At 43.6% G+C, this 13,045-nt stretch carries 11 protein-coding genes; 5 read left to right on the plus strand and 6 right to left on the minus strand.

Going from position 1 to position 13,045, the window contains the following annotated elements:
• The first annotated feature begins 431 nt into the window (after positions 1-431).
• Positions 432-1,061: a BLUF domain-containing protein gene (locus tag L0J61_RS04130; protein ID WP_301465055.1), complete on the plus strand. Its 630-nt coding sequence runs from the start codon at positions 432-434 to the stop codon at positions 1,059-1,061.
• A 233-nt stretch (positions 1,062-1,294) separates the two neighbouring features.
• On the opposite strand, the gene L0J61_RS04135 is transcribed toward L0J61_RS04130, so the two are convergent.
• A complete protein-coding gene (locus L0J61_RS04135; RefSeq protein ID WP_301465056.1) occupies positions 1,295-2,737 on the minus strand; it encodes an FAD-binding oxidoreductase in 1,443 nt (480 codons plus the stop codon).
• A gap of 393 nt (positions 2,738-3,130) precedes the next feature.
• Here L0J61_RS04135 and serA point away from each other — a divergent pair, with 393 nt between their 5' ends.
• The gene (gene serA / locus L0J61_RS04140) at positions 3,131-4,357 is read left to right on the plus strand and encodes a phosphoglycerate dehydrogenase (protein ID WP_301465057.1); all 1,227 of its coding nucleotides are present in this window, start codon (positions 3,131-3,133) and stop codon (positions 4,355-4,357) included.
• Positions 4,358-4,545: 188 nt separating this feature from the next.
• On the opposite strand, the gene L0J61_RS04145 is transcribed toward serA, so the two are convergent.
• On the minus strand, positions 4,546-5,544 hold the full coding sequence (locus tag L0J61_RS04145) for a rhodanese-related sulfurtransferase (RefSeq protein ID WP_301465064.1): 999 nt from the start codon (positions 5,542-5,544) through the stop codon (positions 4,546-4,548).
• A gap of 325 nt (positions 5,545-5,869) precedes the next feature.
• Here L0J61_RS04145 and L0J61_RS04150 point away from each other — a divergent pair, with 325 nt between their 5' ends.
• Entirely contained in the window at positions 5,870-6,478 is a 609-nt protein-coding gene (locus tag L0J61_RS04150) for a peroxidase-related enzyme (RefSeq protein ID WP_301465058.1), read from the plus strand.
• A gap of 103 nt (positions 6,479-6,581) precedes the next feature.
• Here L0J61_RS04150 and L0J61_RS04155 read toward each other — a convergent pair whose 3' ends face one another.
• The 3 genes from L0J61_RS04155 to L0J61_RS04165 all read right to left on the minus strand — a co-directional run bounded on the left by L0J61_RS04155 (position 6,582) and on the right by L0J61_RS04165 (position 9,322).
• A complete protein-coding gene (locus tag L0J61_RS04155) occupies positions 6,582-7,163 on the minus strand; it encodes a tetratricopeptide repeat protein (protein WP_301465059.1) in 582 nt (193 codons plus the stop codon).
• Positions 7,164-7,433: 270 nt separating this feature from the next.
• Complete coding sequence (gene metW / locus L0J61_RS04160; protein ID WP_301465060.1) at positions 7,434-8,045, minus strand: methionine biosynthesis protein MetW; 612 nt, start codon at positions 8,043-8,045, stop codon at positions 7,434-7,436.
• Entirely contained in the window at positions 8,042-9,322 is a 1,281-nt protein-coding gene (locus L0J61_RS04165; RefSeq protein ID WP_301465065.1) for a homoserine O-acetyltransferase, read from the minus strand. Before L0J61_RS04165 ends, metW begins: the two co-directional genes overlap by 4 nt.
• Positions 9,323-9,678: 356 nt before the next feature.
• Here L0J61_RS04165 and hemH point away from each other — a divergent pair, with 356 nt between their 5' ends.
• Both hemH and L0J61_RS04175 read left to right on the plus strand, forming a co-directional pair.
• A complete protein-coding gene (gene hemH, locus L0J61_RS04170) occupies positions 9,679-10,698 on the plus strand; it encodes a ferrochelatase (protein ID WP_301465061.1) in 1,020 nt (339 codons plus the stop codon).
• 232 nt (positions 10,699-10,930) lie between these two features.
• On the plus strand, positions 10,931-11,749 hold the full coding sequence (locus L0J61_RS04175) for a BPSS1780 family membrane protein (RefSeq protein ID WP_301465062.1): 819 nt from the start codon (positions 10,931-10,933) through the stop codon (positions 11,747-11,749).
• A gap of 338 nt (positions 11,750-12,087) precedes the next feature.
• On the opposite strand, the gene L0J61_RS04180 is transcribed toward L0J61_RS04175, so the two are convergent.
• Positions 12,088-12,876 carry an SDR family NAD(P)-dependent oxidoreductase gene (locus L0J61_RS04180; protein WP_301465063.1) on the minus strand — a complete coding sequence of 263 codons (789 nt, stop codon included), beginning with the start codon at positions 12,874-12,876 and terminating at the stop codon, positions 12,088-12,090.
• Positions 12,877-13,045 lie beyond the last annotated feature (169 nt).

Below are 13,045 nucleotides of genomic sequence, written 5' to 3' on the forward strand. Positions count from 1 at the left end.
TAGTTACAATGACTTATAAGGTTTTCTTGTCATATTTACTATCCATCAAAATGATGTTTTCTTTGGTTTTATTCAAAAGGCGTATCAGCTTTTGAGATTAATCACGCGGTCACAATCAGCGTTATATATAACCTGAGTTTAAGCCAAATCTTATTTGCACAACGCTTACAGTGGTTATTGTTAATAATCAAACACTCTCAACCTTGCGTTAGTGGCTCATCATTGGATTCGTCACTTGGTTCTGAGTTGGGTGGTTTACTCGGTTATGCGTATTTTGGGGTTATGATAGCAAGCTAGGTCCGTAATGACAGTTTAACTTGTAAGCATTTGCTACGTTTTTATGAGTCATTCAGATTCCATTATTTAGCCATTATCTGACTTGTTTTATCTTGTTCAGCCGTCTTTAAAAAAGACTTTTTAGGATGTTTATTATGCCTCTAGCTCATGCGGATGTAGTGACTAAGTTAAACCAAATAGCAGACACTGCGTTGGTACAGTTGGTATATGTCAGTAGTCTAACACTGCGCTCACGATTGAGTACCACGATATTTGAAGACATAGAAAGTAAGGCACGTGAGTACAACGAGCGGAACTTTATTACAGGGGCCTTGTGTTATGGCAATGGTCACTTTTTACAGTGTGTCGAAGGTGAAAAATCTAAAGTTTCCGCCCTCTTAGAGCGTATACTTGCGGACGAACGCCATCAGAACATTGAGGTTCTGCTATTACAGACCGTAGAGCAGCGTAGTTTTACTGACTGGCGCATGCGTATGGTGTTTTTGGAGCGTTGGCTTTGGTCACCAGCGACGAAGCAGCAAGCGGACCAGTTATCGCCATATTTACCGTTTGTGCCTCACGGCTGGTCGTTTGAGCGTACAGAGCAATTCTTAGAAGTCATCAAAACCTTTGAAAATCACCCACACGTCAATGCCACTGGGATTACTTATAATGCGTTGGGCAATATGGTACGGCATATCGCAGCACCACATCAGGCTTTTTTGGTTGTTCAGGGCTCGTTAAGCGTACTTTTGGCTGTCGCTTTGGTTTTACTGTTTCTATAAATAAATTCGTTTGCTTAAACCAGACTCGTTCCCTGAAATAATATTTGGATAGAGGCGCTAATATGAAAATGCCGCTAGGGCGTGTCGTAAATATTAGCATAAGGTTTTGAGGTGATTTATAAACGTATAAGGCATATGCGACTATGCCTTATGACTGTCTATTAAATAACTGTCTATTAAATAACTGTCTATTAAATAACTGCTCATTGAATGACTGTTTGCTGAGCGATCAATCACATATCAAACAGTTTGCCACGATTCATAATATTATTTGGATCAAACACTTTTTTGACTTCTCTGAGATAATCAATCTCAGTCTCGCTGCGGCTATAGCTGAGATACGGTTTTTTCGTCATGCCGACGCCATGTTCAGCCGATACCGAGCCACCATATTTTTGCACTGTCTCAAATACATACTTGTTCACGAGCTGACATTCGGCAAAGAAATCGTCTTTGCTCATGTTTTCAGGCTTCAAAATATTGAGATGCAAATTACCATCACCGATGTGACCGAACCAACACACTTCAAAATCGGGATAGTTGCTGCTGACGATATGATCAATCTCAGCGATAAACTCAGGTACATAGCTGATTAATACAGAGACGTCATTTTTATAAGGGGTAAAGACCGAGATAGTCTCAGAGATGTATTCACGTAGCTTCCACAGTTCTGCTGCCTGCGCCAAGCTTTGGCTCATGACACCGTCAACGACCCAGCCTTGTTCCATGCAATGTTCAAATATTGCCATGGCTTTGTCCATGATCGGCTCATATGGCGCTTCAAACTCTAGCAGTGTGTAAAACTTGGTGCGTGATTCGAATGGCTCTTGGACTTGACCGTGTGCCATGAGCTTGTCAACCGCCACATCGTCAAAGAACTCAAACGCAGTCAAATCAATTTGCGCTTGAAAGGCAGCCAGTACACTCATCACATCATTGAAGCTGTCCATGCCCAGTACCATGACGTTTAGGTCTTGTGGCTGACGTTCAAGTTTGATTTGTGCATGTGTTACCAAGCCCAAAGTCCCTTCGCTACCGATAAACAGCTGACGTAAGTCGTAACCAGTGGCGTTTTTAATCATGCCACGGTTCAGATGCAAGATATCGCCTTTGCCGGTGACAACCGTCAGACCCATGATCCATTGACGAGTCATCCCATAACGAATAACCTTAATACCACCAGCATTGGTGCCGATATTGCCGCCGATCTGACTGGATCCTGCTGAGGCAAAATCGACAGGGTAGTAGAGGTCTTTTGATTCTGCGAACTGTTGCAGTTGTTCGGTGATGACGCCTGCTTCAATTTCAACCATGCGATCAGCAGGATAAAACTCTCCGATTTGGTTCATTTTATCCATACTCACGACTATCTCACCATTAGCAGCGACAGCGCCGGCAGAAAGACCAGTACGTCCACCGCTTGGCGTTAAGACCACGTTGTGCTCATTCGCCAGCAGTACGACGGCTTGCACTTGTTCGGTGGTCTTTGGAAAGACAATGGCGGCAGCAGCTGGGGCAAAATGTTTGGTCCAGTCTTTACCCCAGTGCTCTAGGCTATCAGGGTCGGTTTTAATTTGGGCTGTGTCAAATTGATGGGTATCTAGTAACGCGCTTAAAATGCTCTGAACGGCGTCTGTATTTGTGTTAGAGGTGTTCTGAGTAGATAAAGAAGTCATGGTTAAATCTCGGTATAAACGTGATTGCAATGCATAAAAAGGATTATTATATCGCTAAATCGATACAATTAGGCGGTTTAAATGTGTTTATATGGGGCGTGTCCTCATGGGGACAATAAGCGTTTAAAGTTCAAATGACGCGTTAGGTTTAAATGTCATAAACAGTGCAGGTGTAAGCAATAGTATGAGCGTCTATGGGTAAAATAACTCAATCGCCTATGACAGTCATGATTTACTATATCATAAAAAATTTTCAGGCCTGATAATCAATATTTCATCTAATCTGCTAACATCGAGGCTGAATATTGTGTAAGATATCGGGACTGCTTGAGTTTCATCTATCATAGCTTATCTCTTAGATAATTTTATAAGACAATTATAGGACAGTTCTATATGGCGTTATCACTACAAAAAGACAAAATTCGTTTTTTATTGCTTGAGGGCTTGCACGACAATGCCTTAAAAGTACTAGAAGGCGCAGGCTATCATAACATCGAAAATATCAGTCACGCTTTGGATAAAGATGAGCTGATCGAAAAAATCAAAGACGCTCACTTTATCGGTATTCGTTCGCGTACCCAGCTCACTCGTGAAGTACTAGAGCATGCTCATAAGCTGATCGGTATTGGCTGTTTTTGTATCGGCACCAACCAAGTTGACTTGGAAGCCGCTCGTGACTTAGGTATTCCTGTCTTCAATGCGCCATTCTCAAACACTCGCTCGGTGGCTGAGCTGGTCTTGGCCGAAGCCATCATGCTATATCGTGGCATCCCCGCCAAGAATGCGACAGTACATCGCGGTGGTTGGGGTAAGTCTGCGCTGAATTCACATGAAGTGCGTGGCAAGACCATCGGTATCGTTGGCTATGGTTCTATCGGCTCACAGCTGTCTGTACTGGCAGAAAGCTTCGGTATGAAAGTCATTTATCATGACGCAGTCACTAAATTGCCATTGGGCAATGCAGTACAAGTAGGTAGCTTAGAAGAGCTGCTATCGACTGCTGATATCGTGTCCTTGCATGTCCCTGATGTACCAAGCACTCGCTACATGATGAAGGCTGAGCAGTTTGCACATATGAAAGACGGCAGCTACTTTATCAATGCTGCTCGTGGTACCTGTGTGGAGATTGATGACCTTGCGGCGGTGATTGAGTCTGGTAAAGTATTGGGCGCTGCGATCGATGTGTTTCCAAAAGAACCAAAATCAGCGGATGAAGAGTTCGAGTCACCACTGCGTAAATTTGATAATGTGATTTTGACACCACATATCGGTGGTTCAACACAAGAAGCGCAAGCAAACATTGGTCTTGAAGTAGCGGATAAGTTCGTTAGATATTCTGACCAAGGTGATACAGCGACAGCCGTCAACTTCCCAGAAGTGTCTATCCCATTCAAGGAAGGCTCACATCGTCTGCTACATATCCACAAAAACGTGCCAGGCGTACTGTCTCAGATCAACCGTCTGTTTGCTGAAGCGCATATCAACATCTTAGCGCAAAGCTTGATGACAGAAGGTGATGTGGGTTATCTGGTCATGGACGTGGATTATAACGATTCAAGAGCAGCTTTAGATCAACTGAAAGATGTAGAAGAAACGATTCGCGTACGTATCTTGTTCTAAAGCTGATGTTTACCGCGTCGCTTTTTGCTGGCGTGGTACCTAGGTTATGTCACGATTCAAATGATGCCACGACCTAGTAAACATCATAAAAAGGGAGGCTCTAATCAATAGAGCCTCCCTTTTTTTCATTGCTAGTCTATCACGGTGGTGGTTCAGTTGCTGACGCTTCAGACCGACAGAGACTGAACTTAGTCAGTTTTGCTTTTTTTACTAGCTTCTGCGTGACGACGTGCTTCGGTCTTGGCGGTTTTACGCTTTTCTATGACGTCTAGCACGTCACTACCAATATGGGCTTCGCCACGTTGTTTTGCGAGCTGCATTTGATGCTCACGTTCGCGGAAACGTGCTTTTTGCTCGTCAGTGGCTTTATCAATACAGTGCGGGCATGACTCGCCTTTGGTATAGGCAGCACTTTGCATCTCTTCGGCTGTGATAGGCATGCGGCAGGCAAAGCATTGCTCGTAGCTGCCTTTTTCTAGGTTATGATTGACCGATACACGGTTGTCAAACACAAAGCAGTCGCCTTGCCACATAGAGTCACTGGTAGGGACTTCTTCAAGGTACTTTAAGATACCACCTTCTAAATGATAAACCTCTTCAAAACCTTGTTCGCGCATATAAGCGGTTGATTTTTCACAGCGGATACCGCCAGTGCAAAACATGGCCACTTTTTTATGCTTGGCAGGGTCTAGCTCTTTTGCTACATATTCTGGAAAATCACGGAAGGTTTCGGTATTTGGGTTGACGGCATTCTGAAAAGTACCGATTTGCACTTCATAATCGTTACGGGTATCAATGAGCGTCACATCTGGGTCAGAAATTAACGCATTCCACTCGCTTGGTTTTACATAGCGACCAACGGACTGTAATGGATCGATACTTTCCACGCCCATAGTGACGATTTCTTTTTTGAGTTTGACCTTAGTACGATAAAAAGGCTGTGCGTCAGTATAAGATTCTTTGAACTCAAAGCGACCGATGGCTTCGACACTGCGCAGATAGTCAAGGACGGCATCGATGCCTTGGCGGCTACCAGAAATCGTGCCATTTATGCCCTCGCTGGCGAGCAATAAGGTACCTTTGACGTCATTATCGAGCATAATATTTAAAATTGGCTCGCGGTACTGCTCAAAGTCTGCAAAACGTGTGAATTTATAAAGTGCCGCAACGACGATATTATTGGTCACGCTATCGTAAGCGGGGGCTGATTTGCTGTCAGTTGTCATGTCTGGGGTGTTGTTGTTCTCGGTACTACTGCCTTGAGTTTGGCTCATGGTTTTCTCCTGCTGGCTAGGTCGCAAACCTAGTGCGTTGGGTTTAAGTTCTCTGTGGATTTTAAAACATTAATATAATCGTGGTATTAGATAATGCGCGCGTAGTTTAGCAAATTTAGTAAGATGTTTGAATGTCTTATAAAAGCATGTGTTTGAATTTAAGTTGTTTTAGGTTACATATCGATCTTTAATGAAGGTAGACTATAGTAGTAAAAAATACAGTCAAAGGAGATGACTTATGAGTAGTGAATCAATGAATACCTCTAGCAAACCTGATATCAGCCGTTATCCTGTACCTGATTTAGACAGCCTACCGGATGACATTCGCGAGCGTATTCTTGCAGTACAAAAAAAAGCTAAGTTTATTCCCAATGTCTTTATTGTGTTGGCATACCGTCCAGCAGAATTTAGAGCGTTCTTTGCGTATCATGATGCCGTTATGGAGAGAGAAGGTAGTACACTGAGCCCTGCCGAAAAAGAGATGATCATCGTCGCTACCAGTGCTGCCAATAGCTGCCAATATTGTGTCGTCGCACACGGAGCGCTATTGCGAATATTTTCAAAAGAGCCGCTACTGGCTGATCAGATAGCGGTCAACTACTTACATGCGCCGATTACGATGAAGCAAAAGCAAATGCTGGCATTTTCAGTCAAGCTATGCCGAACGCCAGAGCTCATCGAAGATGCTGATTATGCTCAGTTAAGAGCACAGGGTTTTAATGATGAAGATATTCTCGATATCGCTGGTGTCACTTCGTTTTTTGGATTATCAAATAGAATGGCGATTGTGATGAATATGCAGGCAAACACAGAGTTCTATACTATGGCGCGTGAACCAAAAAAATAAAAGAGCCTAAAACAATGAGGTTGAAATCAAAAAATCCAGCTCAAAGGCTGGATTTTTATTATTAATAACGGTTTGCAAGCTTACTTGCTTTATTTGCTTTGCTTTATTTGCTTTGAAACCAGCTATCTGCTTGGCTACGAGCGCTAGCAATGTCTGAGCTTGATAAGTTCAATGCCAATTGACCGATTTTACCGCGAGCCTTGCTACGCACTTTTTCGTCGAGCATGCCGTCACGGGCTGCCAAGTCGTACCATTTATAAGCATCAACCAGGTTTTCTTGCTTTTCATCTAGCAGAGCAAGCGTATAGCTAGCGCGGTTATCGCCACGCATAGCGGCTTTTTCTAACCATTTACGAGCTTCTTGTAGGTTGGGCTGTACGCCTTCACCACGTAGATACATGATAGCGAGGTTTAGCTGAGCAGGTGCCACGCCCTGTTCTGCTGCACGCGTATACCACTGCATGGCTTGTTGCGTATTTTGGGTAATGTCTTGCCCTTTTTGTAGGCGCTTGGCCAAATAGAACTGTGCGTGATCATTACCTTGAGCGGCGCGAGCAGACAGTTCACTGACTGGCATCAACTCAAAACGTGAGGTGTCCAGTGGTACATTAGATATTAGTTCAGCATTGGCCAGACCTGCGCACGAAAACAAGGCAGTAAACAACGCAGCTTTCAATAGTTTCATAGCAGCTCCAAAAGTAGGCAGTTAATAAGCAGAAAATCGTACCAACGACAGCATAGACCGTGTGTCAGTGACATTAATTTGCTAGCTTACCACCCAAGTTTACGAAACTCAAATACTAATTACAGGAACAACCAGTTAGTTGTTTCATATTGTTTGCAGTAAAATCATGCAGTTACTTTAGGCTTATACACTGTTAATAATCGGTTAAGGTGTCACAGATCCGACGTCAAAGACTGATTGTCGCGTGACTCATCTAAAGCAAAACCTGTGTCATTTCTTCATTGTTACGCGGTAAATAGCGACATCTGCCAACAGGTTGGGTGCTCGTCTAATCAAGGATGTCACCAACGGAGAGTGCGCTTTTTCTGAATCACTGACAGCAAAGCGATTGATGATATCAATATTATGCTGGGCACAAAGCTGTTCAAAATCTTGAAAAGTACATAAATGGATGTTTGGTGTGTTGTACCAATCATAGGGCAGTGCTTCTGAAACTGGCATCAGACCCTTCAGTCCTAAGTGAAGACGGTTTTTCCAATGGGCAAAGTTAGGAAAGGTGATGACGGCTTCATGAGCGACTCGCAGCATGTCTAATAGTAGTACATCAGGTGATTTGACTGCCTGTAATGCGCGTGCCATGACGACAGTATCGAAGCTGTCGTCAGCGAAGCGTGCCAAGCCATCATTGAGGTCTTGTTCGACGATGGATAGCCCTTGACTAATAGCTTCATTAATCTTGTCTTCATCAATCTCTAGTCCATAACCAGTGACGCCAAGTTTTTGCTGCAAATGCGCGAGCAGCTCGCCATTGCCACAGCCTAAGTCTAAGACATGCGATTGCGGTGCTATCCAGCGTTCGGCCAGCTGATGATCCATTCTCATGAGCGTTCTCCTACAGCTGTTAGATGACTAGTCATAAATGGTGCGGTTAAAAAGCCTTTGACCGCGCCCATATAACGTGGAATGTCGAATAAAAACGAGTCATGGCCGTGTGGGGCGTCGATATTGATATAACTGACAGGCTTTTTCGTAGCCATCAAGGCGTTGACTATCTCTTGTGAGCGCTCAGGAGCAAAGCGCCAATCGGTCGTAAAAGAGACAACCAGATACTGACATTTGGTATGAGAAAAAGCGGATTTCAGAGCGCTGAGTTCGAGCTGTTTGTCATCTCTGTCTGCACCGTCGCCATTGAGAGTGTCAGAATCTGTGTGTGCAGTATTGCTAACATAATCACGGGTTGGGTCAAAATAGTCGAGTGCTTTGGTCATCAGCAAGTAAGTATTGGCATCAAAGTTTTGACTGAAGCGCTCGCCTTGATAGCGTAAATAACTTTCAACTTGAAACTCGACATCATAGCCATACATGAATTTGCCAGATTTCAAATCACGACCAAACTTGGCCTTCATGGCGTCATCGGTTAAGTAGGTAATGTGACCGACCATGCGTGCAAGAATCAGACCTCGGCGAGGGTAGGTGCCTGTCTGTAAGTAGCGTCCGTCTTGGAAGTCAGGGTCAGATAATATGGACTGACGAGCGACCTCATTGAAGGCAATGTTTTGGGCAGATAGTTTCGGTGTGCTGGCGATGATCACACAGCGCTTTAGTCTATCTGGATAGTCAACTGACCATTGCATGGCCTGCATACCGCCCATAGAACCACCGACGACAGCGTGCCAGACGTCAATACCTAGACGGTCTGAGAGCATGGCTTGGGTTTTTACCCAGTCTTTGATGGTAACCAGCGGGAAGTCAGGACCATAAGCTTGTGGCTCACTGCCATCGGCATTGTCTATGGTGTCAGGGTTTACTGTCGTTGGGCCAGTGGAGCCAAAGCAGCTGCCAATGTTATTGACACAGACCACAAAAAACTGATTGGTATCGATGGCTTTATTAGGTCCAATCATGTTGTCCCACCAGCCTGCCTTTTTGTCATCAGTGCTGTGCAATCCTGCCGCATGATGGTTACCAGATAATGCGTGGCAGATCAGGATGGCATTTGACTTGTCACTATTGAGCGTACCATAAGTTTCTATTATCAAATCAAATGAAGGTAGGGTACGGTTGCACTCCAAGGTGAGCGGTTCAGCGAAATGGAAGTTTTGGGGCGTGACGACTCCTACTGAGCCAGCCTTATTGGCTAGTCGGTCTGAATCTAATATTTCTTTGTGGGATTGGTCACTGGTATTATCAGAGCGTGCGTTCAAAGCTACCTCGCAAGACAACAATCATCAATAATATAAAAGCAAAAATAAAAGGCAAAATAGTCATCAATAGATAAACCAACTTGCCCATACGTTTTTAAATGGTTTTGCCTATTGTATGGCGATGCGCGTATGAGTACAACCATCGCGCGGTGTCTTTATTTTAAATACGTCTCAATAAGTGCGTATCAAATTGTACAGCCATCATCTTTACCATGCGTTTGTCGTAGATAAAATGCTACACTAAAGATTGATTATATTAATGTTACATTCAAAGTTTCACCTTATCACTTATTAATGAAAAAACAGCCCTTATGAAGCCGACTCTGCCCCCACGTATTGCCGTACTATTAGTCAATCTTGGTACGCCTGACGAACCAACTGCCCCTGCAGTCCGTCGCTATCTCAAACAGTTTTTATCAGACCCTCGGGTGATTGAAATCCCAAAGTTTTTGTGGGCGATTATTCTGAATCTATTTGTATTGCCAAGCCGTCCCAAGCGCGTGGCAAAGGCTTATGCCAGTATTTGGGACGAAGACTCGCCGATTCGTAAAATCCTGAACAGTCAGGTAGAGCTGTTAGAACCACGCTTGGCAGATAGCGTTGCACCATTTCGAGTGTCTGTACATGCGGCGATGAGCTATGGTAACCCTGGATTACCTGATGTGATGGATACACTGCGTGAAGAAGGTGTAGATCATTTCGTCATTTTGCCATTATTTCCGCAGTATTCAGCGTCCTCTGGCGGTGCAGTCTATGATGCACTGACTAAATGGACATTGACGCAGCGTAACTTGCCAAACTATACGATCGTAAAAGACTATTTTGCCCATCCGCTATACATTCAAGCGTTGGCTGACTCGATACGACGCTTTCAAGCAGAGCATGGTAAGCCGGATAAGCTGATGTTTAGCTTTCACGGTATTCCACAGCCTTATGCAGATAAGGGCGACCCATATCCTAAGCGTTGTAAATGCACGGCAGCACAGGTGGCACATGCGCTTGGGTTGCAAGAAGATGAGTGGATTATCAGCTTTCAATCTCGCTTTGGCAAGCAAGAATGGGTCAAGCCTTATACCGATGTGGTGTTAGAGGATTGGGGCAAGTCTGGCGTAAAATCAGTGCAAGTTATCAGTCCTGCATTTTCTGCTGATTGTCTCGAGACACTTGAAGAGTTGGCGATTGAAAACCGCGAAAACTTTCTAGCGGCAGGCGGGCAAGAGTATCATTATATCCCTGCATTGAATCTCGATGAAGCACATATTGATTTACTAGAAGCACTGAGTGGCCCACTAGTAAAAGGCTGGGCAGGAACACTGGATGGCTGGGTGTAGACATTTTACTTGATTGACAGGTAGTGCGCTAAAAACGACTGTACATATTGTGCAGTCATTTTTTTGTCTAATAGATTCGTTCAGTAGATTGGTTCAACAAAGTCTGATGAAAAAAAGTTGGGCATTTAATCGTTAATATGCAAAGCTGTGTTGACCAAAATTTTGCTAAATAACATTGATCTACTTTCATTGATCAACTCTATAACTGCCCAACCTTACTTTGAGGAAAAGTATGTCTAACTTTAATCACTCACAACAGTCACAGGTTTTTTTGCAAAAAAATGGTAGTCAACCACCAAATTTGCCGCCAATGGATGAATATGGAGATCTGTTACCACAGTTATTATCTGGTCCAAGAAAGTGCGAGAAAGGGGCAGGGTTGAGCTGGCTACTTAAAGCATTTGAGTTGTTTAGAGACCAGCCGTTGTTGTGGTTAGCTATTGGTGTCGTTTATCTCATTATTTTTGCTATTGGCGGTAGCATTCCCTTCATTAACTTTATTTTTCCTTTTCTGTCTTTTGTTTTTATTGGTGGAATAATAAAAGGTTGTGCGGATCAGTCTGCAGGCAAAGAGCTGAGGTTTGATCATCTTTTTTCAGCATTTAACACGCACATCAAGCCATTGATTATCTTATCTATCTTGTATGCGGTGGTACTTATTGTTGCGATGATACCCATAGCGCTAATATTTGGTGGTATGGCTATGTCTGCAGTTTATCAATCAGACAGTTTTGCTCTTATAAGTGTGGTGGTAGGTATTTCATTGGCCTTTATACTGGTCACTCCTATATTGATGATTATTTGGTTTGCGCCAGCTTTGATTGTGCTTCACGATGTGAAACCAATGCAGGCAATGAAAATGAGTTTTCGGGGTTGTGTAAAAAATCTGCTGCCATTCTTGGTGTTTGGTTTGATGGCACCGATATTGATGCTACTAGGGACTCTCTTTACGCTTGGACTGGGGCTGATAGTGTTATTGCCAATAGGCATGATTACTTATTACACCAGTTATCGCGATGTTTGGACCGATCAACCATTATCGGCGATGTAAGGTAAGCCGGATAAAGCTACAGACTCAAATGCGTTATTTAATTTATGGATTAAGTGGGTATTTATGGTGCTGGCGCAAAATATGGTCAAAATATTTTAAAATCGCTACAGTGCTACTGGGATAAATTTTTCGCGGCCTCTGTGAATATAGCACGCAAGTAAAATTTGTAACAGTAGCACGATAATACAATCGTACTGGTTTTATATTTTTTCTACTATAGGGCTGGTGCAAAAACTGAATCCTGAGTAAAAAGACCACCGAATCTCGGTGGTCTTTTTTATCGTTAAGAGTGTGTTGTAGGTGTTATAGGTAGAGCCGATGCTGTTGGCTTAATCAGTTTACTCGGCTCCGACTTTGGTGTTTACCCAGCGAATGAGAGAGTCTGGTGTGACCTGTGAAAGCTTCTGAAAAACTTTGGCTGGCATGCCGACAGAGTAATGCGTGCTTTTGATCTTACGATTCGGGCTGATGGTCAACTTGCACATTGTTTTTGCGACATCATTGACACTCAGGTTGACACCCAAACGTTCAATGCTGGTGACATTGATGTCTTTTGTCATATCTGATTTGACCCATAGTGGCATCACATCGATGACCTTGATACCGAGTTTTTCGTACTCAATGTTCAATCCTTCGGTCAGACCACGGACAAAAAACTTGCTGGCTGAATAAGCCGCGACTTCAGACTGACCGTAGATAGCTGATGCGGAGGATAAGTTGAGGATTTTGCCATCCTGACTATCAGCCAGATAAGGCGCTAGTTTATGACAGCCAATCAGCACGCCTTTACAGTTGATGTCGATTAACGACAGCTGCTCATTTAGATCGGTGGTTGGCAATGTACCAGTAACCAGCACACCCGCGTTATTAATCAGTACGTCGATAGCACCAAAGCTATCAATCATTTGAGTAATGGCATCGTCCCATAGATCTGGCTGGGTAACATCCAGCTGACCAATGATGATGCGGTTTTTTTTCAGTGCTTTTTTTAGTACTCTGTCTTTAACAGCATTTTCAAGCGTGGCAGTGTTGGTAGCAAATAAGCCAACATTGTGGCCTTTTGCCACCAGTTTTTTGGCAGTAGCCAAACCGATACCACGCGATGCGCCTGTAATCAATATATTCATAGTGCCTCACTGGATAATTTTTTGGTCATTATTATAAGGGTGTTGCCGTAGCTATTTCATAGTATCGCATATATAGCGACATTCGGTGAATTTGTGCTACTTATAAACACGACCAAATTTAACATTTTACCGCAGAAATCCCCTACCTCTAAGGTAGTGGGATGAATGC

The organism is Psychrobacter sp. (assembly GCF_030457785.1).
Lineage (GTDB): Bacteria > Pseudomonadota > Gammaproteobacteria > Pseudomonadales > Moraxellaceae > Psychrobacter.